Source organism: Conyzicola sp. (genome assembly GCF_046714715.1).
In the GTDB taxonomy this organism is placed as follows: Bacteria; Actinomycetota; Actinomycetes; order Actinomycetales; family Microbacteriaceae; genus Conyzicola.
This window is the reverse complement of record NZ_JBKKAD010000099.1, coordinates 25,233-47,197: the sequence shown is the minus strand read 5'-3', so window position 1 is coordinate 47,197 and position 21,965 is coordinate 25,233. Positions and strand designations below refer to the sequence as shown.

General features: G+C 68.3%; 22 protein-coding genes. 8 read left to right on the top strand and 14 right to left on the bottom strand.

Annotated features, from left to right (window positions below):
• Window positions 1-162: 162 nt before the first annotated feature.
• From ACLQ6X_RS07800 to purD, 5 genes are all read right to left on the bottom strand, one after another.
• Window positions 163-459 (bottom strand): hypothetical protein, encoded by a 297-nt coding sequence (locus ACLQ6X_RS07800; RefSeq protein ID WP_411699605.1) that lies wholly within the window; start codon window positions 457-459, stop codon window positions 163-165.
• A 38-nt stretch (window positions 460-497) separates the two neighbouring features.
• Window positions 498-1,367, bottom strand: a complete 870-nt coding sequence (locus tag ACLQ6X_RS07795; RefSeq protein ID WP_411699604.1) for a VOC family protein — start codon at window positions 1,365-1,367, stop codon at window positions 498-500.
• A gap of 146 nt (window positions 1,368-1,513) precedes the next feature.
• Complete coding sequence (locus tag ACLQ6X_RS07790) at window positions 1,514-1,993, bottom strand: GNAT family N-acetyltransferase (RefSeq protein WP_411699603.1); 480 nt, start codon at window positions 1,991-1,993, stop codon at window positions 1,514-1,516.
• Window positions 1,990-2,859, bottom strand: a complete 870-nt coding sequence (locus ACLQ6X_RS07785) for a phosphoribosylaminoimidazolesuccinocarboxamide synthase (RefSeq protein ID WP_411699602.1) — start codon at window positions 2,857-2,859, stop codon at window positions 1,990-1,992. Before ACLQ6X_RS07785 ends, ACLQ6X_RS07790 begins: the two co-directional genes overlap by 4 nt.
• 151 nt (window positions 2,860-3,010) lie before the next feature.
• Entirely contained in the window at window positions 3,011-4,261 is a 1,251-nt protein-coding gene (gene purD / locus ACLQ6X_RS07780; protein ID WP_411699601.1) for a phosphoribosylamine--glycine ligase, read from the bottom strand.
• Between the two features lie 40 nt (window positions 4,262-4,301).
• Here purD and ACLQ6X_RS07775 point away from each other — a divergent pair, with 40 nt between their 5' ends.
• The gene (locus tag ACLQ6X_RS07775) at window positions 4,302-4,676 is read left to right on the top strand and encodes a sterol carrier family protein (protein WP_411699600.1); all 375 of its coding nucleotides are present in this window, start codon (window positions 4,302-4,304) and stop codon (window positions 4,674-4,676) included.
• On the top strand, window positions 4,673-5,113 hold the full coding sequence (locus ACLQ6X_RS07770; RefSeq protein ID WP_411699599.1) for a hypothetical protein: 441 nt from the start codon (window positions 4,673-4,675) through the stop codon (window positions 5,111-5,113). The genes ACLQ6X_RS07775 and ACLQ6X_RS07770 overlap by 4 nt, the downstream gene beginning before the upstream one ends.
• 659 nt (window positions 5,114-5,772) lie before the next feature.
• Here ACLQ6X_RS07770 and purF read toward each other — a convergent pair.
• Window positions 5,773-7,230, bottom strand: coding sequence for an amidophosphoribosyltransferase (gene purF, locus ACLQ6X_RS07765; protein WP_411699598.1), 1,458 nt, complete (start codon window positions 7,228-7,230; stop codon window positions 5,773-5,775).
• A 72-nt stretch (window positions 7,231-7,302) separates the two neighbouring features.
• On the opposite strand from purF, the gene purM reads away from it, so the two are divergent.
• Entirely contained in the window at window positions 7,303-8,394 is a 1,092-nt protein-coding gene (gene purM, locus ACLQ6X_RS07760; RefSeq protein WP_411699597.1) for a phosphoribosylformylglycinamidine cyclo-ligase, read from the top strand.
• Window positions 8,395-8,534: 140 nt separating this feature from the next.
• On the opposite strand, the gene ACLQ6X_RS07755 is transcribed toward purM, so the two are convergent.
• Window positions 8,535-8,798 (bottom strand): DUF3073 domain-containing protein, encoded by a 264-nt coding sequence (locus ACLQ6X_RS07755; protein WP_188510946.1) that lies wholly within the window; start codon window positions 8,796-8,798, stop codon window positions 8,535-8,537.
• A 121-nt stretch (window positions 8,799-8,919) separates the two neighbouring features.
• On the opposite strand from ACLQ6X_RS07755, the gene ACLQ6X_RS07750 reads away from it, so the two are divergent.
• Entirely contained in the window at window positions 8,920-11,157 is a 2,238-nt protein-coding gene (locus tag ACLQ6X_RS07750) for an NAD(P)-binding domain-containing protein (protein WP_411699596.1), read from the top strand.
• Window positions 11,158-11,589: 432 nt separating this feature from the next.
• On the opposite strand, the gene crcB is transcribed toward ACLQ6X_RS07750, so the two are convergent.
• From crcB to ACLQ6X_RS07735, 3 genes are read right to left on the bottom strand one after another with little or no spacing between them, the layout of a single operon-like run.
• A complete protein-coding gene (crcB, locus tag ACLQ6X_RS07745) occupies window positions 11,590-11,955 on the bottom strand; it encodes a fluoride efflux transporter CrcB (protein ID WP_411699595.1) in 366 nt (121 codons plus the stop codon).
• Entirely contained in the window at window positions 11,952-12,371 is a 420-nt protein-coding gene (locus ACLQ6X_RS07740; protein ID WP_411699594.1) for a fluoride efflux transporter FluC, read from the bottom strand. The genes crcB and ACLQ6X_RS07740 overlap by 4 nt, the downstream gene beginning before the upstream one ends.
• The gene (locus ACLQ6X_RS07735; RefSeq protein WP_411699593.1) at window positions 12,371-14,398 is read right to left on the bottom strand and encodes an APC family permease; all 2,028 of its coding nucleotides are present in this window, start codon (window positions 14,396-14,398) and stop codon (window positions 12,371-12,373) included. The genes ACLQ6X_RS07740 and ACLQ6X_RS07735 overlap by 1 nt, the downstream gene beginning before the upstream one ends.
• Before the next feature lie 64 nt (window positions 14,399-14,462).
• Between ACLQ6X_RS07735 and ACLQ6X_RS07730 the strand changes: the two genes are divergently transcribed.
• Window positions 14,463-15,119 (top strand): hypothetical protein, encoded by a 657-nt coding sequence (locus ACLQ6X_RS07730; RefSeq protein WP_411699592.1) that lies wholly within the window; start codon window positions 14,463-14,465, stop codon window positions 15,117-15,119.
• 67 nt (window positions 15,120-15,186) lie between these two features.
• Here ACLQ6X_RS07730 and ACLQ6X_RS07725 read toward each other — a convergent pair whose 3' ends face one another.
• The 3 genes from ACLQ6X_RS07725 to ACLQ6X_RS07715 form a co-directional block, all read right to left on the bottom strand.
• The gene (locus ACLQ6X_RS07725; RefSeq protein WP_411699591.1) at window positions 15,187-15,378 is read right to left on the bottom strand and encodes an RNA polymerase sigma factor; all 192 of its coding nucleotides are present in this window, start codon (window positions 15,376-15,378) and stop codon (window positions 15,187-15,189) included.
• 204 nt (window positions 15,379-15,582) lie between these two features.
• Complete coding sequence (locus tag ACLQ6X_RS07720; RefSeq protein ID WP_411699590.1) at window positions 15,583-16,206, bottom strand: PadR family transcriptional regulator; 624 nt, start codon at window positions 16,204-16,206, stop codon at window positions 15,583-15,585.
• Window positions 16,203-17,006, bottom strand: a complete 804-nt coding sequence (locus ACLQ6X_RS07715; protein WP_411699589.1) for a DUF4097 family beta strand repeat-containing protein — start codon at window positions 17,004-17,006, stop codon at window positions 16,203-16,205. The genes ACLQ6X_RS07720 and ACLQ6X_RS07715 overlap by 4 nt, the downstream gene beginning before the upstream one ends.
• A gap of 148 nt (window positions 17,007-17,154) precedes the next feature.
• Between ACLQ6X_RS07715 and ACLQ6X_RS07710 the strand changes: the two genes are divergently transcribed.
• Both ACLQ6X_RS07710 and ACLQ6X_RS07705 read left to right on the top strand, forming a co-directional pair.
• On the top strand, window positions 17,155-17,910 hold the full coding sequence (locus ACLQ6X_RS07710; protein ID WP_411699588.1) for a MerR family transcriptional regulator: 756 nt from the start codon (window positions 17,155-17,157) through the stop codon (window positions 17,908-17,910).
• A gap of 162 nt (window positions 17,911-18,072) precedes the next feature.
• Window positions 18,073-19,542, top strand: a complete 1,470-nt coding sequence (locus ACLQ6X_RS07705; protein ID WP_411699587.1) for an LCP family protein — start codon at window positions 18,073-18,075, stop codon at window positions 19,540-19,542.
• Window positions 19,543-19,662: 120 nt separating this feature from the next.
• Here ACLQ6X_RS07705 and ACLQ6X_RS07700 read toward each other — a convergent pair whose 3' ends face one another.
• Window positions 19,663-20,316, bottom strand: coding sequence for a YczE/YyaS/YitT family protein (locus tag ACLQ6X_RS07700; protein WP_411699606.1), 654 nt, complete (start codon window positions 20,314-20,316; stop codon window positions 19,663-19,665).
• Between the two features lie 81 nt (window positions 20,317-20,397).
• Between ACLQ6X_RS07700 and ACLQ6X_RS07695 the strand changes: the two genes are divergently transcribed.
• The gene (locus ACLQ6X_RS07695) at window positions 20,398-21,828 is read left to right on the top strand and encodes a PLP-dependent aminotransferase family protein (protein ID WP_411699586.1); all 1,431 of its coding nucleotides are present in this window, start codon (window positions 20,398-20,400) and stop codon (window positions 21,826-21,828) included.
• Window positions 21,829-21,965 lie beyond the last annotated feature (137 nt).

Sequence of the window (21,965 nt, the reverse complement as noted above, 5' to 3'; positions counted from 1 at the left end):
CGACGAGGAAGGCTCGGTGCGGTCGTACTTCCAGGACGGCATCAACGCCGGCGCGAGCGGCATCCTGCGGCACTACGTCGAGGCGGGCCTCGACGTGGTCGTGCTCTCGAACTCCGAAGACGGCGCGTGGGACGTGATCACCGAGCTCGACGACCGCATCGGCTAGCCGGCGGCGGCCACGCGGCGGTTGTGCGCAACGAACACGAGCAGCGGCGAGGCGGTCGCGACGAGCACCACCACGATGATCAGCACGCCCAGCGTCGAGTAGAGGCTCAGCGCTCCGACGATGACGAGTGCACCGCCGACGCCCCGCCACAGCGGCGCCCTGGGCGGCTGGTTCGGGATGCGGCCCGACCACGGAATGGCGACCCCGTGGTTGGCGCGGGTGATCTGCCGCGCCGCGGTGAAGCCGAGCACGGTACCGACGATGAGCAGGGCGATTCCGAGCGTTTCCAGCATGGGCCTATCCTGCGGCCTCTCGCGCCCGGCGAGCAAACTCAGCCGGCCGCGGTTACCGTGATCAGGTTGGCCCACGGGTCGTCGAAGCTCACGGCCGCGCCGTCGTCGCGGGTCTGCACGCCGAAGTGGTTCAGCCGCTCGGTGAGCGCGCCCACGTCGTCGACGCCGGGAACGCGGATGTCGACCTGTGCGAGACCGAGCGCGAGCTGTCGCGGGCCGGCACCCTTCGAGTTCCAGGTGTTCATCGCCATGTGGTGGTGGTAGCCGCCGGCGCTCACGAACAGCGCGCTGTCGCCGAACCTGGTGGTCGTCTCGAAGCCGAGCCGGTTCACGTAGAACTCGCGGGCGGTCTCGACGTCGCCGACCTGCAGGTGCACGTGACCCACCTGCGCGCCGCCGATGAGCGGCTGCGCCACCGCCCGCTCGGTGAGGTTCTGCTGTAGAAACTCGTTCGGGTCGAGGTAGAGCGTCGACATCTCGATGCTGCCGTGCGACCAGCTCCAGTTGCTGCGGTCGCGGTCCCAGTAGAGTTCGACGCCGTTGTTCTCGGGGTCGGTGAAGTAGAACGCCTTGCTCACGAGGTGGTCGGAGCTGCCGGTGAAGGTGTTCGGGTGCTTCTGCGCGACCGAATAGACGGATGCCGCCAACGCCTCCTCGGTCTCGAAGAGAATCGCGGTGTGGAAGAGCCCGGCGTCTCGCGGGCTCGCGTTCTTCAGTTCCGGAGCGTGCACGAGGATCATCACGGCAGTGGTTCCGCGGCCGAGCAACGCGACATCGCCGTCGGCGCTCAGCACCTGCAGCGCGACCGCGTCGCGGTAGTAGGCGGTCATCGCGTCGAGGTCGGCGACCCGCAGCGTCACCGCGCCCATCGAAGTATCGGGCGCGAGCAGATTCTGGGTGCTGGTCATCGAGTGCCTTTCCGTCACCAGCCTACAACTTAGTTGACGCTACAACTATTCCTGGAGGTGGCGAAAAAGGCGGCGGTGGCCCGCTGTTCTGGGCAACGGGCCACCACCGAAAAGGATTCGGAGCGGTGCGCCGATCGGATGGGTGCCTACTCGCAGCCCTCGCACAGCAGGTCAAGTGCGGGGTCGGATGCGAAGCACAGCGAGTCGTCGGAGTCGACGTAGTACCCGTACCTGTCGATGGGGGTGAAGCCTTCGCGCGTGTAGAACCTGATCGCGTCCGGCTGGGCCGTGCCGGTTTCGAGCACGAGGCGCGACCACCCGCTCTCGAGGCCGAAGCGCTCGAGCCGGTTGAGCACGGCGGTCGAGACGCCGGAGCCGCGGGCGGAGGGGGCCACGAACATCCGCTTGATCTCGCCGTGCGTTTCGTCGATTCGGCGCAACCCGCCGCACCCGACGGGAGTGCCGTCGTCGGCATAGGCCACATAGAACGCGGTGATGTCGTCGGCCGTGGGCGCGGGGCCGGGCTCGGAGTCGTCGGTGCCGTAGCGCTCGGCGATCTCGACGCGCTGGGCCGCGCGCAGGGCGACGGCGCCCGCGTCGTCCCAGTGGACTTCGCGCACGATCATGCGCCGGTCAGCCTCTCGATCAGCTCGCGGTAGCGGGCGGCGGTCTGCTCGACAATCTCGGACGGCAGCGTGGGCGGGGCGGTGGCTTGGTCCCAGTTCGCCTTCAGCCAGTTGCGCACGATCTGCTTGTCGAAGCTCTCCAGCCGGCGCGGGCCGCCAGCCGCGTACAGCTCGGCGTCCCAGAACCGGCTCGAGTCGCTCGTGAGCACCTCGTCGCCGAGGGTCAGCTCGCCCGTCTCCGGATCGGCGCCGAACTCGAACTTGGTGTCGGCCAGGATGATGCCGCGGGCCTCCGCGATCGCCGAAGCGCGGGTGAAGATGTCGAGGCTGGCGTCGCGAAGGGCGGATGCGACCTCCGCGCCGACGAGCTCGACCGTGCGCTCGTAGGTGATGTTCTCGTCGTGTTCGCCCAGCGGGGCCTTCCACGCGGGGGTGTAGATCGGCTCGGGCAGGCGGTCGCCGTCGCTGAGGCCCGCCGGCAGCGCGACGCCGCACACGCTCTGGGTCTGCTGGTACTCCAGCCAGCCGCTGCCGCTGAGGTAGCCGCGCACGACGCACTCCACCGGGTACATGTCGAGCGTTGTGACGAGCATCGCGCGCGCGGCGACGGACTCGGGGATATCGGCAGTTGCGCTTGGTGCCAGGTGGTTCGGCACGCCGTAGAGCTGCTCGAACCACCAGCGGCTGAGGGTCGTGAGCAGTTCGCCCTTGCCCGGGATGCCCGGCTCGAGCACGTGGTCGAACGCGCTCACGCGGTCGCTGGCGACCATCAGCACTGTGCCGGGGTGATCGGGCGAGGTGTACAGCTCGCGCACCTTGCCGGAATAGAGGAGGGTCCACCCGGGGAGAGCTGCAGCATCCGTCATGCCCCCATTAAACCGCACCCGCCGCGTGCCAAATGCAGGAGATTTCGCGCGCGAGGACCGTCGATCCGCGTCAACGTGTGACTCGACCGGAATTCTCCTGCATTTGGTACATGGGGCCCGGCGAGCTCGGGGAGCGGACGCCGGCCCGGCGCTACTGCGCTACGCGGGCGGCGATGTCGGTGCGGTAGTGGCTGCCCTCGAGGCGGATGTGCCCGAGCGCCTGGTACGCCCGGCCGCGCGCGATGCCGAAGTTCGCGCCGGTCGCGACGACGCTGAGCACGCGCCCGCCGGTCGCGATGTACTTGCCGTCGAGCTTCGCGGTCGCCGCGTGCGTGATGTGCACGCCTTCGATTGCGGATGCCGCGTCGAGGCCGGTGATTTCCCGTCCGGTGACCGGCGAATCGGGATAGCCCTCGCTGGCAAGCACCACGGTCACGGCCACGTCGCCCGAGAATTTGGGGTACGGGAGGCGGCCGAGACCGCCGGTCGCGGCCGCGTAGAGCAAACCGCTCAAGGGGGTTACCAGGCGCGGCAGCACGGCCTGCGTCTCCGGGTCGCCGAAGCGGGCGTTGAATTCGATCACGCGCGTGCCCTGCTTGGTGAGGATGAGGCCGCAGTAGAGCAGGCCGACGAAGGGCGTCTTCTCGGCCGCGAGCTGGCGGATCGTGGGCAGCGCGACCGAGGTGATGACGTCGTCGACGAACTCCTCGCTGAGCCAGGGCAGCGGGGAGTAGGCGCCCATGCCGCCGGTGTTCGGTCCCTCGTCGTGGTCGTAGGCGCGCTTGTAGTCCTGCGCGGGTTCGAGCGGCACGACGCTCTCGCCGTCGCTGAGTAGGAACAGCGACACTTCCTGGCCGGCGAGGAACTCCTCCACCAGCACGTCGCCGTGCTGCAGCCAGTAGTCGGCGTGGGCGACCGCGGCGTTGCGGTCGGGGGTGACGAGCACGCCCTTGCCTGCGGCGAGACCGTCGGCCTTGATCACGTAGGGGGCGCCGTACTCGTCGATCGCGGCGATCGCCTGCTCGTGGCTTGTGGCGCGCACGGCGCGGCCGGTGGGAACGCCGGCGGCGTCCATGATGCGCTTCGCGAACGTCTTGCTGCCCTCGAGGGCGGCGGCGGCCTTGTTCGGACCGAAGACGGGGATGCCGGCGGCCCGCAGCTTGTCGGCGACACCGGAGACGAGCGGTGCCTCCGGCCCGATGACCACGAGTTCGATGCCGTTGTCGGCGGCGTAGTCGCGCACGATCGAGCCGTTCGTCGGGTCGAGGGCGACCACCTCGACGACGGCGGCGATGCCGGCGTTGCCGGGAGCGGCGGTGATCTCGTGCCCCGCGTTCTCGCTCAACAGGGACGTGATGATGGCGTGCTCACGCGCACCGGAGCCGAGAACTAGGATTCGCACCCGATCAGCGTACCCGGCGCGCCCGGGTAGCGTTGAGTGCATGGCCAAGGCACGCATCGACAGCGGGATCGGCGCCGCAGCGGTGAGAACCGCCGTGGACGGCGTGGAAGTTTCACGTGACACATTGGCGACGGCGGTGCGCTACCTGCTGCAGGAGCTCGCCGATCGGGCCGAGGGCAACACCGTCGAGGTGCGCGTGCCGCCGTACGGCGCGGTGCAGTGCATCGAGGGACCGCGGCACACGCGCGGCACGCCGCCGAATGTCGTCGAGACGGATGCCGCGACGTGGCTCGCTCTGGCGACGGGGTCACTCGGCTGGGCCGACGCGCTCGCCGCGGGCAGAGTGCACGCCTCGGGCCAGCGCGCCGACCTCAGCGACTACCTCCCGGTTACGGCTGCGACAATAGGCTCATGAGCACTGCCCCCAGCGACGATCACGACGCCGAGAACGAGACCGAGGTGCGTATTCGCCGCGCCCCCAAGTACCCCGCGTTCATGATCGTCGGAGGCGGCATCGGCGCCATCATCACGTTCATGCTCACCGCGAGCTTCCCGGTGGACCCCAAGGTCGGGTTCGCCGCGCTGTTCGGCTACTTCGCGCTGTACGGCGTGACCGCGGGCGTTCTGGTCGGCGCGCTGCTCGCGCTGCTGTTCGACCGGATGCTGCTGCGCCGCTCCCGCCCCGCGACGGTCGTCACCGAACTCACCGACCCGGATCTCGCCGAGGCCGAGCGCCTGGAAGACGAGCGCTACGCCGCCGAGGATGCGGCGGCCGCTGCGCCGGCCTCGCCTGCGTCCCCCGAGCCTGTCGACGGCCGAGAAACCCCGAAGCCGGGCACCACAGCCAACTAATTTGCGGGAGAACGACGTTTCTCCCCGGGTAAAAGTCGTTCTCCCGCACATTAGCGGGAGGCGAGCGGCGCGAGGCGCATCCGCCCGCCCGCGGCCAGTTTTGGTCGCTAACTGCTGCATTTCCGCGGGGGCAACAGCATCTGGCGACCAAAACCCGCGGATGATCCCGCGCACGCGCGCCCAGTTGTCGCAAACGGGGCCACTTGTGCGCAGGTCACCCCGTTTCGTGACACCTCGACGCCCGACCGGCCCCGGCTCCCGCGCCCGGCCCGAGCCGTGCGTCGCGAGGCGCATCCGCCCGCCCGCCTGTGGCCAGTTTTGGTCGCTAACTGCTGCATTTCTGCGGCGGCAACAGCATCTGGCGACCAAAACCCGCGGATGATTCCGCGCACGCGCGCCCAGTTGCCGCAAACGGGGCCACTTGTGCGCGGGTCACCCCGTTTCGTGACATCTCGACGCCGGACCAGTCCCCGCGCCCGGCCCGAGCCGTGCGGCGCGAGGCGCATCCGCCCCCACCGGGTACCAAATGCAGGAGATTCCGTGCCCGAGGCCCCGTGATCCGCTTGAAGCTGTGGCTCGACGCTAAATCTCCTGCATTTGGTGCAGGTGCAGGTGCAGGTGCAGGTGCGAACCCAGGCACAGGCGCCAGCGGCCCCCAGCTAGCTCAGCTGGTTCGCCTCGACCCAGGCGAGGTACTCCGGCGAGACGGTGCCGGTGACGTAGTCGCCCGTGAAGCAGCTCATCTCGAGCTCGGTGACGTTCGAGCCCTCGAGGATCGCGGCCTGCATGTCGGCGACCTCCTGGTAGATCAGGTAGTCGGCGCCCAGCTCGGTCGCGATCTCGGGGATCTTGCGGTTGTGGGCCACGAGCTCCTGGCGCGACGGCATGTTGATGCCGTACACGTGCGGGAAGCGCACGGGCGGCGCGGCCGAGGTGAACGTGACCTTGTTGGCGCCGGCGTCGCGCGCCATCTGCACGATCTCCTTCGAGGTGGTGCCGCGCACGATCGAGTCGTCGACGATGAGGATGTTCTTGCCGCGGAACTCGCTGCCCATCGCGTTCAGCTTCTGCTTCACGCTCTTCTTGCGCTCTTCCTGGCCGGGCATGATGAAGGTGCGGCCCACGTAGCGGTTCTTGTAGAACCCCTCGCGGTATTCGATGCCGAGCTTCTGCGCGACCTGCATCGCGGCGGGGCGCGACGAGTCGGGGATCGGCATGACGACGTCGATGTCGCCCATCGGCGTGTACTGCGCGATCGTGTCGGCGAGGCGGTCGCCGAGGCGCAGGCGCGCGTCGTAGACCGAGATGCCGTTCATGATCGAGTCGGGGCGGGCGAGGTAGACGTACTCGAACGAGCACGGGATGAGCCGCGGGTTCGCCGCGCACTGCTTCGACACCATCTCGCCGCCGCGTGTGATGAACACCGCTTCGCCGGGCGCGACGTCGCGCACGACCTCGTAGCCGCCGCTTTCCAAAACGAGAGATTCGGATGCCACGATCCACTCGTCGCCGACGAGTCCCGCCGAGCGCTTGCCCAATATCAGCGGGCGAATGCCGAACGGGTCGCGGAAGGCGAGCAGTCCGTGCCCGGCGATGAGCGCGATGGCGGCGTAGGAGCCCTCGACCCGCTCGTGTACGCGGGAGACGGCGTTGAACACCTGGTCGGCGTCGAGGTCGGCGCCGGATACTTCGGCCTGCAGCTCGTGGGCGAGCACGTTGACGAGCAGCTCGGTGTCGCTGGTCGTGTTGAGGTGGCGGCGGTCGACGTCGAACAGTTCGCGGGTGAGCTCGCGGGTGTTGGTGAGGTTTCCGTTGTGGATGAGCGTGATCCCGTAGGGCGCGTTCACGTAGAACGGCTGGGCTTCCTGCTCGTTGGCGGCGTTGCCCTTCGTCGCGTACCGCACGTGGCCGATGCCCATGTTGCCGAGCAGGCCGCGCATGTCGCGGGTGCGGTAGGCCTCGCGCACCTGCCCCTTGGCCTTGGTGCTGTAGAAGGTACTGCCGTCGGCCGTGGAGATGCCCGTCGAGTCTTGGCCGCGGTGCTGCAGGAGCAGCAGTGCGTCGTAGACCTGTTGGTTAGCCGGCTGGGAGGAAACGATGCCAACAATGCCGCACATGCGGAATGAGCTCCAGACCGTAGAGTTGGGGGGATATATACAGTCTTTCACGTTGCGGATGGGATCTCTGGCATGAGTAACAAGTACGCGGAGGCCGGAGTCGACACCGCGGCCGGTGACCTGGCCGTCGAACTCATGAAGTCCGCGGTCTCCGCGACGCACGGCCCGTCCGTGGTCGGGGGTTTTGGCGGATTCGCCGGCCTCTTCGACGTCTCGTTCCTCAAGCAGTACGACCGCCCGCTGCTCGCCACCTCCACCGACGGCGTCGGAACGAAAGTCGCCATCGCGCAGGCTCTCGACAAGCACGACACGATCGGGCAGGACCTCGTGGGCATGGTCGTCGACGACATCGTCGTGGTGGGTGCCCGCCCGTTGTTCATGACCGACTACATCGCCTGCGGCCGGGTCGTTCCGGCCCGCATCGCCGACATCGTCAAGGGCATCGCGCTCGCGTGCTCCGAGACGGGCACGGCGCTGGTCGGCGGCGAGACCGCCGAGCACCCCGGACTTCTGGGGCCGGATGACTACGATGTGGCGGGTGCGGCCGTCGGTGTGGTCGAGGCGTCTAAGGCTCTCGGCCCGGAGCTCGTGGTCGACGGCGACGTGGTCGTTGCGATCGCGTCATCCGGCCTGCACAGCAACGGGTTCTCTCTGGTTCGCCACATCTTGGGCGGCGCGGGCGTCGGTTACACCGACACCTCGAGCGATCTCGGCAGCTGGGGCGAGGCGCTGCTGGTGCCGACCCGTCTCTATACGACGCCGCTGCTCGGCGTGATCGACGAGCTGCCCGGCGCGATCCACTCGCTCAGCCACGTGACCGGTGGAGGCATCGCGGCGAACCTCGCGCGCGTGCTGCCGATCGGCTCGTGGGTGGAGCTGGAGCGTTCGACCTGGTCGCCCGACCCCGTCTTCCGTGTGCTCGCCGACCTCGGCTCGATGACGCTCGAGGAGACCGAGGGCACCTGGAACCTCGGCATCGGCATGTTCGCCGTCGTGGCCGCCGACCAAGCCGCAGCGGTGATCGCGTCGATCGAGGCCGCCGGCATCCCCGCGTGGGAGGCCGGCCGGGTCGGCACAGGCGAACGCTCGCTCGCCGGCTTCGAGCAGGGTGCGAAGGGCGTCAACGGCGGGGCCGTGCGCCTGAGCGGAAAATACGCCGGTTGAGCGCGGTGGAGCTGGGGCAAAGGCGCCAGCGTTTGCGCGACCCCAGCGCTGACTGAGCCTGCGAAGGAAGGCGCCAGCGAGCGTATCGAAACCAGATTTCGATACGGCCGCGGGCGGCCTACTCAATCAGCAGTTAGTGGTTACGCGCTGCGCGCCGCGTCGTCGTCTTCGGCCTGGTAGCTGCCGGGCACGTATTCGTCGTCGTCGTCTTCCTGGTCGTCTTCGGCAACGGCGACGCCGGAGCCGGCAACGTATTCAGGCCAGGCTGCGAGGTCCTCGTCGAGTCGGGGGTCTCCGGAAGTGCCGAGCTCCTTTTGAAGAGCTCCGTAGTTGGTGTCAGGACTGAAGTACTTAAGGTCACGTGCGACCTTGGTGTGCTTCGCCTTTTGACGGCCTCGCCCCATGCGTGACCCCCTCATAAATCAGTCCGAAGGGAACCTCAAAGGTTCCGGGAGATTGCGAACAGCGATTGAACGAAAAGTAGTTGGCAGTTTAGCACGCAGGGTCAGCGGGTAACGTTGTCGGGTGACCTCTGACAGCACCGACACATCCGTCGTCGTTATCGGTGGTGGCCAGGCGGGACTCTCCGTCTCCTACTACCTGAAGCGACTTGGTCTCGACCCCGGAAACGAGTTCGTGGTGCTCGACCGTGGCCCGGGCTCGGGCGGCGCCTGGCAATTCCGCTGGGACGCGCTGCGCATCGGATCGGCTCACCGCATCAACGACCTGCCCGGTCTCGACGCCCTCGGACTCAGTTTCGAGACCGCCGACCGCACCCAGCCGGCCAAAGAGGTCGTCGCCGACTACTACGAGCAGTACGAGCGCTTCTACGACTTCCAGGTCGTGCGGCCCGCCGCCGTGACGAAGGTCGTGAATGCGGGCGACCGCATGCTCGTCACCTTCTCCGACGGCCAAGGCGAGCAGACGGTGTCGACCGACGTCGTCATCAACGCCACCGGCACCTGGGGCTCCCCGTTCATCCCGTGGTACCCAGGTCGGGACAGCTTCGCGGGACGTCACGTTCACACCGCCGAATATGCGGATGCCGCGGACTTCTCCGGTAAGAACGTGGTGGTCGTCGGCGGCGGAACGTCGGCGATCGGATTCCTGCTCGAGCTCGAGTCGGTCGCCGCCGAGACCACGTGGGTCAGCCGCCGTCCGATCGAGTTTCTCGAAGACGGCGAGCTCAACCTCGAGGCGCGTGCCTCCGCCGTCGCGATGCAGGACGAGGCCGCCCGTGCCGGCAAGGCGCTCCCCAGCATCGTGGCCGGCACCGGTGTGCCGCGCACCAGGCGCATCCAGGCGGGCATCGACCGCGGAGTGCTCACCGCTCGTCCCATGTTCTCGTCGATCGAGCCCGACGGTGTGCGCTGGTCGAACGGCGCGTTCCAGGAGGCCGACGTCATCATCTGGTCCACCGGATTCCGCCCCGAGCTTCGCCACCTCGCCCCGCTGAAGCTGCGCGAGAAGGAGGGCGGCATCATGGTCGCCAACGGAACGTCGTGGAAGGAGCCGCGCATCTTCTTCGCCGGCTACGGACCCCAGGCGTCGACCATCGGAGCCAACCGCGCCGGGCGCACCGTAGCGCGCCAGGCCATCGCGACCCTCTCCCGGCTCAAGCGCCAGGAACGCGAGGCCGAAGATGCCCGCCTCGCCGCCGAGTCTGTGCGCACCGGGGATCCCGCGCCCTTCGTCTTCCTGTCGACGGCCGCGCCGACATCGCCGGTTGAGCCTGTCGAAACCACCTCGCCGGTTGAGCCGACATCGCCGGTTGAGACGACATCGCCGGTTGAGCCGACATCGCCGGTTGAGCCTGTCGAAACCCCCTCAGTCGAAACCCCAGCCCCCGACACCCAGCCCCGCCACGCCAGCGAGCCCGATGACGACATGAGCTGGCTGCTGCCGAGCAGCGAGCCGATCGTTCCGATCGAGTTCCTGCCCGACGAGGTCGCCGCGCCGGCCTTCACCGGGTTCCCGAATCCTGCGGCGGCGCCCGCCCTCGCCGAGCCGGTGCAGGTCGAATTTGAGCCGGAGCCCGGCACCGAAGCCCACCAGCAGACCGACCTCCAGGCCTTCGCCGAGGCGGAACCGGAGATCACGATCGCCCCGGTTCCCGCCGAGCCGCAGGAACCGGCCGCCGTCGAGCCGCGGCCCACAGCCGATCGCACCACATTCGCCAAGGCCGCGGTGGCCCTCGCCTCCGCCGGGTCGATCCCCGGTGCCGAGCCCGAACCGGCCGCGGAGTCCGACACCGACGCGGAGTCCGACGCCGCCGAGCCCGCAGCTGTTGCTGAGCCCGAGCCCGACGCGGGCACAGAACCCATCCCCGAGCCGGAAACCGAGACCGCGCCCGAACCTCAGCCTGAGCCCGAGCTGGTTGCCGAGCCCGACCCCGAGCTCGCGGCCGACCCCGGACCCGGGGCTGAAGCCGAGCCCACACCCGAGCAGGAACTCGCCGCCGACCCCGATCTGGCCGAGCGCCCGGACTCCTGGCATCACGCGGAACCGACTCCCGCCCCCACCCCGGCGTCGAATCCGACCCCGACCTTCGAGTTCGTGCCGCAGACCGAGGACGATGTCTTCCCGTTGCCGGTCTCCGCGTCGCACTCCGACGAGCCGCGCGACTACGTGTTCCGCTTCGAGGTCGAGCCGCAAGACGACGACGGCGTAGACGATTCGACGAAGCCGCGCGAGCACGTGCGTCCGATCGCGCGCGAGCTCCCCGACTTCGACGAGCTGCTCAACCCCCGCAACGACGACTAGCTCGCCCTCACTGGCGGCATACTGCTCTTCCCGAGTGCCGGGAGCAGCACTATGCCGCCGATGAGCGAACCAGCCGCCCCTCACTCGCCACCGTCCATCTCGCAACTCAGGCAGATTTTGCGGGCTGGCCGCGCGACCCGCGGGTTTGCAGGGGCGGGCGCCGCGGCATCCGGCATTCTGCCTGAGTTGCGAAGACGGGCGGGTTCGTGATTCAGGATGAAACGGGCCGCCGCCATCACCCGCCGCGAACTGGGGCGGCTGCGAGGTGGCTACGCGGCGGGTTGTCCTGAATGCCGAACGCCCTCGCCCCGCTCTCGTAACTCAGGCAGATCGTGCCGGCTGGCCGCGCGACCCGCGGTTTTGCAGGGGCGGGCGCCGCGGCATCCGGCATTCTGCCTGAGTTGCGAGAATGACGAACGCCGGCCGCGCGCGTCAGCGCAGCAGCAGGTACGCCGCAGCCGCCGCGCCCACCCCGAGCACGAGGTTGGCGGCGACGCTGAGCACCGCGATGCGCGTGTAGCCCGTGCGCACGAGTTCGATCGTCTCGACGCTGAACGTGCTGAAGGTCGTGAGTCCGCCGCAGAGGCCGGTGAGCAGGATGAGACGCAGGTCGGCGCTCACCTCGGCCCGCTCGGCGAGGGCGAGCACCGCGCCGCCGATCAGGGATCCGGCCACGTTGACCGTGAGTACCGCCCACGGAAATCCGGGCGTGCGTGCGAAGGACAGCGAGACGAGGTAGCGCGCGACGGCCGCCACGGCGCCCGCGGCGATGACGGCGAGCGCGAGCAGCGGGGTCATTGGGTGGCCCTGGGGATTTCGACAGGCTCAATCGGCGGAGGTGGCGAGCCGGACGAAATCCGCGAACCCTTCCGCGGCGCGCCGGCGCGCAGGCCCGCCCACGCCGCGCCGAACCCGAGCGCGAGGGTCGCGACGAGGTAGAGGGCCCCGAGCATCCAGTCGTCTGAGGACGCGAGGGACACCAGCGCCACGGCGAACGCCGAGAACGTCGTGAACGAGCCGAGCAGCCCCGGTCCGAGGCCGGCGCGCACCCACGGGCGGGCGCGGGGCCAGACGCGGGCGGTGAGCAGGCCGAGGGCGAACGCGCCGACCACGTTGATGATCAGCGTCGAGAACGGGGCGGCCAGCAGGTCGAGCCCGAGGCGCAGACCCGTGCCGAGCGCCCCACCCACGAGCACCGCCAGCAGCGACGACACTACGGCCGCTTGGTCGGGATGCGGGCCGGCGGCAGTGCCTTGCGCTGGATCACACGCACGGGCTCGCCGCGCCGGTCCTGCCCGGGCAGCGGGCGCTGCGGGCGCGTGTAGAGCGCGCGGGTCGAGTCGAGCAACCACGGCACGAGGGCCACGGTGACACCCGGGCAGAGCAGCAGCTTGTGGCGGATGCGCCTCGCCTTGTGGTTGTGCAGCAGGCTCTCCCACCAGTGGCCCACGATGTACTGCGGCGTGTAGACCGTGACGATCTCCGAGCCGTTCTCGTCGCGGTGGGCCTTGATGTAGCTGATGAGCGGCATGCTGATGTCGCGGTACGGCGAGGCGATGATGCGCAGCGGCACGTCGATGCCCTGCTCCTCCCACTGGGCGACCAGCAGCGCCGACTCCACCTCGTCGATCGACACGTGCACGGCTTCGAGCGATGCGTGGCGTGCGGCGATCGCGTAGTCGAGCGCCTTCAGCGTGGGCTTCTGCATCTTTCCCACGAGCACGATGGCGTGGTCGCCGCTCGCGCCGAACTGGGTGGTGTTGTCGACCTCGATGTCGCGCTCGACCTTGCCGTAGTAGCGGTTGATGCGCAGCATCACCAGGTAGAGGATCGGCATGATCGCGAACACGAGCCAGGCGCCGTGGGTGAACTTGGTGACGGTGACGATCACCAGGACGGTGGCCGTGAGCACCGCGCCGAAAGCGTTGATCGCGCGCGAGCGGTAGACCTGGCCGGGATTGGCGCATCCGTCTCGCAGCATCTTCGTCCAGTGCACGACCATGCCCGTCTGTCCGAGCGTGAAGCTCACGAAGACGCCGATGATGTAGAGCTGGATCAGCTGGGTGAGGTTGGCCTGGTAGGCGATGAGGATGACCGCGGCCACGAAGCCGAGGGCCAGCACGCCGTTCGAGTAGACGAGACGGTCGCCGCGGGTGGAGAGCGACTTGGGCGCGTACTTGTCGCGCGCCAGCACCGAACCGAGAAGCGGGAAGCCGTTGAACGCGGTGTTGGCCGCGAGCAGCAGCACCAGCGCGGTCGCCGCCTGGATCAGGAAGAACATGATCGACCCGTTGCCGAACACCGCCGAGGCGATCTGCGCCATCACGCTGCGCTGAGGGTTGGTGAGACAGTCGACGAAACCGTTGAGATCGCAGGCGTTCTCGGCGTAGTGCACCCGGCTGGTGAGGGCCAAGATCATCACGCCAATGAAGAGGACGATGGCGATGCCGCCCATGAGCACGAGGGTGCGCTGGGCGTTCTTGATCTTCGGGCGGCGGAAGGCGGGCACGCCGTTGGCGATGGCCTCGACGCCGGTGAGCGCGCTGCAGCCGCTCGCGAAGGCGCGAAGCAGCAGCAGCACGAATGCGACCTGGGTGAGGCTCTCGCCCTCCACCGTGTACTGGGCGCTCTCGGCGACGGCCGGGTCGCCGAGGGCCAGCCGCACGATTCCGGTGACGATCATCACGCCGACGCTGGCGATGAAGAGGTAGGTGGGAAGCGCGAACGCTTTGCTCGACTCGGCGACGCCGCGCAGGTTGATCGCAGCGAGCACGATGATGAATCCGACGGCCATCTCGACCCGGAACGGGTTGAGGCCGGGGAAGGCGGAGATGATGTTGTCGACGCCGCTCGCGACCGAGACCGCGACGGTGAGGATGTAGTCAACGAGAAGGGCGGATGCCACGACGAGTCCGGCCTTCTCGCCCAGGTTATTATGCGCCACTTCGTAGTCGCCGCCACCCGAGGGGTAGGCCTTGATCAGCTGGCGGTACGACGCGACGACGACGATGAGCAGCACCACGACCGCGGCGGCCACCCAGGGCGCGAACGACAGGAACGCGAGGCCGCCGAGGGTCAGGATGAGCAGCAGTTCCTGCGGCGCGTACGCCACAGACGAGAGGGGGTCGCTCGCGAAAATCGGGAGCGCCAGATGCTTGGGGAGGAGTTGCCCCTCGAGCTTCTCCGAGGGGAGTGGTTCACCGATCAGCCAACGCTTCGGCGACCGCACGTCGTTAGTCACGAGGGGCGAGCCTACTCTTTTTATTCCCGACGGGCAGAAATTAGTCACGACTTAGACTTCAGCCATGGTGCGAGCGGGTAGACGGCGACGAATCCGCTGGCGGTGGGTGGTTCTCGCGGTCGCCATCGTGGTGCTCGTGCCGGTCGCGCTCGTGGTCATCCCGATCGTCACGCACGAGAACCAGGGACGTTCGGGGCAGGGCGATTTCGCCGAGGAGTGGCCCACATCGGTGACGGCCGCGGGAGACGACGGGCGCACCCGCTCTTTCGACGTGCTCTCGCCCGAGCCCGGCGCATCCGTCGACACCGCGTCGCTGACCCCCGGCACCCGCATCGTCGTCAGCGGTACCGGTTACGACTCATCGCGCGGTATCTACGTGGCGATCTGCAAGATTCCGGATGACACGGGCTCGAAGCCCGGGCCGTGCATCGGTGGCGTTCCTGACCAGCAGGGCGCCGCCGAGGGAACCGTGGGCGCCGTCGAATATGCGCCGAGTAACTGGATCAACGACGACTGGGCCTGGAAACTGTTCGGTGCCCGCAGCTACGACGACCCGGGCTCGGGAACGTTCACCGCCTACCTCGAGGTGGGCGATCCGGTCGGCGAGGAGCTCGACTGCCGGGTCGACGCGTGCGGCATCTTCACGCGCAACGACCACACGGCGCTGACCGACCGCGCGCAAGACCTCTACGTGCCGGTCGCCTTCGCCCCTGCTGGTTGAGTAGCGCGCTCTGGCGCGCGTATCGAAACCCGACGCAGGGTTTAGATACGGTCGCTGAGCGACCTACTCAACCAGCGAGCGCCGCGAAGCCTTCGCGCAGCCGCTCCTCGACGACCTCGATGGTCACGCCGAGCAGTCCGGCGATCTGCGCGTTGGTGAATCCGGAGAAGTAGCTGAGGTTGATCGCCTGGCGCAGCTCGGGCGACAACGCGTCGAGTGCTTCCTGCGAGTGGTTGAGATTGATAGTGGGATTGAACATGGTGAAACAGACTTTTCTAGCTGAGAGTGTGTGGGGCTCCGGCCGTGGATTACGGCAGTGGAGCAGCTCCTGAGGAGCTCGGCGGATCGTGGATGAAGATCAACGCGCGGTCAACCCTAGTACATATCTACGATTGTTGCTGGTTGAGTAGGAGCGCCAGCGACGTATCGAAACCCAGACGGTTTCGACACGGCCGCAAGCGGCCTACTCAACCAGCGTCGCCTTCACCCGATCGCGCAGCTCGTCGAGCCCGACGGTGAGCACGCGCACGGTCTCCTCGTTCAGCTGGCCGCGCGCGACCTGCTTGCGCAGCTCCGTTCGCAGCTGAAGGCGGAAGTCGTTGAGCGCCGCCTCGGCGTTCATCAGCTGGCCACGGCTGTCGACCTGCTCGGTCTTGACGTTCGCGCGGGTCGTGCGTCCGGCATCCTTCGCCTCGCTGCGCGCCTCACGCGCCGCCGACGCGAGATCAGCGCGCAGCGTCTTCATCGCCGAGTTGACCGATGAGCGCACCTCGTCGGCGAGTCGGCGAACAGAGTCGGTGACGCCGTCTTCGATGCCGTCGAGTTCGCTCGCGCGGGCGGCCAGTTCGGCGCGGCCCGCTTCCGTGATCTCGTAGACGGTCTTGCGGCCGTCCGTGGACTTGGTGACGAGCCCGTCTTCCTCGAGTTTTGCGAGTCGAGGGTAGATGGTGCCGGCGCTCGGAACGTAGGTGCCGCCGAAGCGCTCTTCGAGTGCCTGGATGACCTCGTAGCCGTGCATCGGGGCGTCAGCGAGCAGGCTCAGGAGGTAGAGGCGCAGGTGGCCGTGGGCGAAGACCGGGGGCGTCATGCCGACACCGCGTGCATCACGTTGATGCGGCCCGACACCGTGTTGGCCTTGAAGTCGAGCCACTTCGCGTCGAGCTCGCCGTACTTGCCGATGTACTGGCCGTGCACGCCCTTGATCTCGGCGTCGTCGAGCTGAACCCTGCCGCCGACCGTGTTGATCTTGTACTGCGCCGCGACTCCGGGGGCGAGGCGTGTCGTGACGTCGCCGCTCACGGTGCTGATGCGCACCTCGTCGGGGATGCCGGTGATGTCGGTGAACACGTCGCCGCTCAGCGACTCCGCGGTGAAGACGCTCAGGTCGCCCGACGCGGTGATGTCGCCGCTGACGGTGCGGCACGAGATCCTGCCGTCGTGATCGCTGATCGCGACCTCTCCGCTCACGCCGTTCACCTGGAGGGTGCCGGTGAGCCCGTCGATCACGAGGTCTCCGCTCACGGTCGAGACCGTGGCATCCGTCGTCGTCAATCCTGAAATCAGGGCGCTCGCGCTGACGACGCCGAGGGTGAGCGCGACGGTGCGCGGCACCATGATGCTCACGTCGGCGCGGGCGGTGCCGCGAAAGCTCGAGAAGACTTCGATGAAGTTGTCCCAGCTCAGCTGGGGGTGGTCGATCTCGAGCGTGCCGTTCTCGATCGACACCTTGAGTTCTTTGCCGTCCACCGAGTGCACCTCGATGCGGGCGCCCGGTTCGTCGTGGCCGACGATGTCGACCTTGCCGGCGATGAGGCTGACCTTGAGCTTGCTCACGTTCTCGACGTCGATGACTTTGGCGCCGTCGATAAGCCATTTCTCGTGTGCCATCGGTTTCTCCTAGGGTCTGGGGCACTCGCGTTATATCGCGACTGCGTGATCAACACGATATATCGCGTCTTCGCACGAGCACAACCCCCCCGATTGACCTTGACGCTGCGTCAACCCGTACGGTGGAAAACACGAGAGAGGAGGGCCCGTGGACTGGCCCATTCAAGAGGTGGCGCGCCTCGCCGGCACCACCAGCCGCACCCTGCGGCACTACGGCGACGTCGGCCTGCTGGCCCCGAGTCGCACCGGCGACAACGGGTACCGCTACTACGACCAGGCGGCGCTCGTGCGGCTGCAGCGCATCCTTCTGCTGCGACAGCTCGGCCTCGGCCTGCCCGCGATCGGCGAGGTGCTCGCCGGTGAGCGCGACCACGCGTCGGCTCTGCTCGCACACCTGGACTGGCTGCGGTCGGAACAGCAGCGGCTGGCCGACCAGATCTCGAGCGTCCAATCCACCATCGACAAACTGAAGGGAGGTGAACAACTCATGGCAGAAGAAATATTGAACGGCTTCGACCACACCCAATACAAAGGGGAGGTGGTCGACCGCTGGGGCACGGACGCCTACGCCTCGGGGGATAAGTGGTGGCGCGCGAAGACCGGGGAGGAGAAGGCGGCCTTCCTGGCAGAGCAGGCGACGCTCGCCGCAGACTGGGCGGATGCCGCGGCTCGCGCCCTCGACCCCGCGGGTACCGAGGCTCACGAACTCGCCCGGCGGCAGTACGGCTGGCTGTCGGGCATTCCCGGCACGCCCGGCTATCCCGGCGCCCCGACGAAGGAGTACGTCGTCGGTCTGGGCGAGATGTACGTCGCAGACGAGCGTTTCGGCGCGAACTACGGCGGTGCCGAGGGTGCCGCGTTCGTGCGTGACGCGATGACGGCTTTCGCCGAGCGCGAGCTGTAGCGCTGGTTGAGTAGGTCGCTCCGCGACCGTATCCAAAGCCCTCGTCGGGGTTTCGATACGCGGGCTCGTTTCTCGCTCGCTACTCAACCGGCATGTCATCCTTAAGAGTGATTGTCGGCTCGGTCGGCATATTTGTTCAGGATCGGTCGGTAATCTCGCGGAGTGACTTCCCGCCCGAACTCCTATGACGACTTCCCGCTGCCGGTAGACCCGGCCCTCGGCGGGCAGCCGCCGTTCGAGCCACCGCAGCCGCCGATGCCGCCGCAGCGCCCGAAGCGCCGCCGTCACGTGATGCGCTGGATCGGCCTCGTGGTGGCGGTCGCGGTTCTCGCCGCCGGCGGATACGTCTTCTTCAACTACCAGCGGTTCATCTCGGGAGTGAACCAGGTCGACGCGATCGACAGCTCGGGCGACGACGACTTCGACGGCACCGACCAGAACATCCTGCTCGTGGGCGACGACCACCGGCCCGACGGCGCGAGCGACGCGCAACTCGCGCAGCTCGGTACGACCGCCGACGGCGGCGGCACCAGCACCGACACCATGATGGTGATGCACATCCCCGCCGACGGCAGCTCGGCGACGCTCATCTCGTTCCCGCGCGACTCGTGGGTCGACGTTCCCGGCTTCGGCAAGAACAAGCTGAACGCGGCGTTCTCGCTGGGCGGCGGCAACGAGGACCCGGCGGGCGGCGCACGCCTGCTGATTTCGGTGATCGAGGGCATGACGGGGCTGCAGATCGACCACTACGTGCGCGTCTCGCTGCTCGGCTTCTACAACATCGCCGAAGCGCTCGGCCCGATTGACGTCTGCCTCAACAACGCCGTGAACGACAGGTACTCCACCCTCAACCTGCCGGCGGGCGTCTCCACGTTGAACGCCCAGCAGGCCCTCGCCTTCGTGCGTCAGCGTCACGGCCTGCCGCGCGGCGACCTCGACCGCCAGGTGCGCCAGCAGTACTTCCTGTCGGTGGAGGCGCGCAAGATCCTCTCCGCGGGCACGCTGCTCAACCCGTTCAAGCTCGGCGAGGTGCTCGACGCCGTGAGCGGGGCGATCGAGACCGACGAGGGACTCAACTTCATCGACCTCGCGACCCAGGTGAAGGGTCTCAGCGCCGACAACATCACGACGGCGACGATCCCGATTCTCGGCACGCCCACGATCAACGTCGGCGGCAGTTCGCTGTCGATCGTCGAGGTCGACACGGCGGCGATCCCCGCCTTCATCGAGGACCTGATCGGCGGGCCGTCGGCGTACGAGACGGCGGCGGCCGCAGCCCCCGCCGACGTCACGGTCGCCGTGCTGAACGCTGGCTCCTACAGCGGGTCGGCGGCAGAGGCCACCGAGACCCTCGCGTCGTTTGGTTTCGTCACTGTCGCCCCGGCGTCCACGGAGGCGACCGCCGCAACCACCATCCAATACCCGGCCGGACAGGAAGCGGCGGCCAAGGCCGTGGCGACCTACCTTCCGGGCGCCGCCGTCGTGGCGTCGACCACGGTGTCGCAGGTCACCGTCGTGCTCGGCGGCGACGGCGTCATGCCGGCTGCCCCGGTGGCGGCCGAACCCGCGGCGCCCGCTCCCGAGGCGACCCCGGCCGGCACGACCTACGCCGCGGGCGCCTGCATCAACTAGCGCCTTCAACTAGCGGCGGCATCAACTCGAGCCGGCAAGCCTCAGACGAGCCGGGCTCTTCCCGCGCAGACTCCTGAAACGAAGGACGTCTGCGCCGCGAGCCCGCGAGTGTCCTTCGTTTCAGGAACGAATTGCGGATGTTCCTTGCTGCGAGCTATCAACAACAGTCGTAACCGGCTCGTCGACCACCCGTGGTTCCGGCGTCGGAACGCGCAGCCACGGCAGCGTGATCCCGACCATCGGGCCCACGAGCAGGGCGAAGGCTAGGGTGCCGAGTCCGACGTTGCCGCCGAGCAGCCAGCCGATCGACAGCACGGTGATCTCGATCACCGACCGCACCCACCAGATCTTGAAGCCCCACCGGGTGTGGATGCCGGTCATCAGCCCGTCGCGCGGTCCCGGCCCGAAGCGCGCGCCGATGTAGAGGCCGCTCGCGACCGACAGCAACGCGAGCCCGCCGGCGAACAGCAGCACCTGCTGCCAGAGCTCGGCGGGAACCGGTACCAAGAGGAGCCCGAGTTCGATCGACGGGCCGACGAGCAGCACGTTCGCGATCGTGCCGATGCCGGGCTTCTGCCGGATCGGGATCCACAGCAGCAGCACGAGCGCCCCGATGATGTTGGTCAGCAGGCCGAACGGCAGGCCCGTCTGCAGCACGAGGCCCTGGGTGAGCACGTCCCACGGCGGCACCCCGAGGGCGCCGCGCACCATCATCGAAATCGCGACACCGTAGGCCACGAGGCCGATCAGCAATTGGATGATTCGGCGAGCCAATAGGGCTGAACTGTTCATAGCTGCAATCCAATTACCAAATTGGCCTTTCGACAAGAGGCCAATCGGTGTAAAGTGGCCCGCGTGAACCTCGTATCGGCGCGCTCCCTCGACCTCATGCTCGACAGCTGGAGGGGCGCGGGAGCGACGCCCGCCTACGAGGCCCTGGCCGATCGCATCCGGCTCTTGATCCTCGACGGCCGCATCGGTCTCGGCACGCGCCTTCCCGCCGAACGCGATCTCGCCGCGCAGCTCGGGGTGAGCCGCACCACGGTGACCGCCGCCTACGCCGAGCTGCGCGATAAGAGCTACCTCAGCAGTGTGCGCGGCTCGGGCAGCGTCGCCCGCCAGCCCCGCGGGGCCGGCATTCCGGCCGAGGCGGCGTCGTCGGGCCTGCTCGACTTCAGCAAGGCCAGCATGCCCGCCCTGCCCGAAATGGCCGCCGCCGCGGTCGCCGCCGCCGAGCAGCTGCCGGCCTACTTCGGCGACAGCGGCTTCGACCCGGTCGGCATGCCCGTTCTGCGGCAGGCGCTCGCCGACCGCTACACCGCGCGCGGCCTGCCGACCGAGCCCGACCAGATCATGGTCACCCTCGGCGCGCAGCACGCCATCGCCCTGCTCTCGCGCACGCTCATCGCCCGCGGTGACCGGGCGCTCGTCGAGACGCCGAGCTACCCGCACGCGATGGAGGCGCTCAAGTCGTCGGGCGCCCGGCTGGTGCCGGTTCCCGTGACGACCCACGACGGCTGGGACCAGGAGGCGCTCGAGCAGGCGATCCAACGCACCAGCCCGTCGATCGGCTACCTCATGCCCGACTTCCACAACCCGACCGGGCAGACCATGCCGGCCGCGCTGCGCGAGCGCACCCTCGAGCTGGCCGCCCAGCACGGCACCACGCTCATCGCCGACGAGACGATGGCCGAGCTCGGTATCGATGAGACAGAACGGATGCTGCCCTTCGCCGCCTATGGTGCGGCGGGCGCGCAGGCAATCCTTGTCGGGTCGGTCGGCAAAACCGTGTGGGGCGGCGTGCGCATCGGCTGGATCCGCGCGGACCGCTCGGTGATCGCGCGCCTCGTGCGTGCGCGGTCGAGCGGCGACCTCGGAACGCCGGCGCTCGAGCAGCTCGTGGTGACCCACCTGCTGCGCGACTACGACGCGATCCTCGAGTCGCGTCGCCGGCTGCTCGCAACCGGCCAGGAGTTTCTGCGTGCCCAGCTCGCCGAGAAGCTGCCCGACTGGGAGGTGCCCCGTGTCGCCGGCGGCCTGACGACGTGGGTCAACCTCGGCGCCCCCGTGAGTTCGCAGCTCACGATCGCCGCGCGCAACGAGGGACTGCAGATCGCGGCCGGCCCCCGCTTCGGCATCGACGGCGCCTTCGAGCGGTTCCTGCGCATCCCGTTCTCGTACCCCGAGGCCGAGACGGTGCGCGCCGTCGACGCTCTCGCCGCGGCCTGGCGGGGCGTCGGCCGCCTCGATTTCTCTGAGAACGGCTGGCTCGCCGAAATCGTCTGACCACCGGGGCCCGCGAGCGCGACGAAAATAACAGGGGTCTGATCTGCACTTTTATCAAAGCCGCGACGGCGCGGGGATGGTTTCGCTCGAAACGCTCAACTTACTAACGTTTGGTGAGCCCGCGCAAGACCCTTTTT

Bases quoted from the DNA above. Each gene is read 5' to 3' on its own strand.
- ACLQ6X_RS07800 (WP_411699605.1), bottom strand. From the start codon at position 459: ATGCTGGAAACGCTCGGAATCGCCCTGCTCATCGTCGGTACCGTGCTC.
- ACLQ6X_RS07795 (WP_411699604.1), bottom strand. From the start codon at position 1,367: ATGACCAGCACCCAGAATCTGCTCGCGCCCGATACTTCGATGGGCGCG.
- ACLQ6X_RS07790 (WP_411699603.1), bottom strand. From the start codon at position 1,993: ATGATCGTGCGCGAAGTCCACTGGGACGACGCGGGCGCCGTCGCCCTG.
- ACLQ6X_RS07785 (WP_411699602.1), bottom strand. From the start codon at position 2,859: ATGACGGATGCTGCAGCTCTCCCCGGGTGGACCCTCCTCTATTCCGGC.
- ACLQ6X_RS07775 (WP_411699600.1), top strand. From the start codon at position 4,302: ATGGCCAAGGCACGCATCGACAGCGGGATCGGCGCCGCAGCGGTGAGA.
- ACLQ6X_RS07770 (WP_411699599.1), top strand. From the start codon at position 4,673: ATGAGCACTGCCCCCAGCGACGATCACGACGCCGAGAACGAGACCGAG.
- purF (WP_411699598.1), bottom strand. From the start codon at position 7,230: ATGTGCGGCATTGTTGGCATCGTTTCCTCCCAGCCGGCTAACCAACAG.
- purM (WP_411699597.1), top strand. From the start codon at position 7,303: ATGAGTAACAAGTACGCGGAGGCCGGAGTCGACACCGCGGCCGGTGAC.
- ACLQ6X_RS07755 (WP_188510946.1), bottom strand. From the start codon at position 8,798: ATGGGGCGAGGCCGTCAAAAGGCGAAGCACACCAAGGTCGCACGTGAC.
- crcB (WP_411699595.1), bottom strand. From the start codon at position 11,955: ATGACCCCGCTGCTCGCGCTCGCCGTCATCGCCGCGGGCGCCGTGGCG.
- ACLQ6X_RS07730 (WP_411699592.1), top strand. From the start codon at position 14,463: ATGGTGCGAGCGGGTAGACGGCGACGAATCCGCTGGCGGTGGGTGGTT.
- ACLQ6X_RS07725 (WP_411699591.1), bottom strand. From the start codon at position 15,378: ATGTTCAATCCCACTATCAATCTCAACCACTCGCAGGAAGCACTCGAC.
- ACLQ6X_RS07720 (WP_411699590.1), bottom strand. From the start codon at position 16,206: ATGACGCCCCCGGTCTTCGCCCACGGCCACCTGCGCCTCTACCTCCTG.
- ACLQ6X_RS07715 (WP_411699589.1), bottom strand. From the start codon at position 17,006: ATGGCACACGAGAAATGGCTTATCGACGGCGCCAAAGTCATCGACGTC.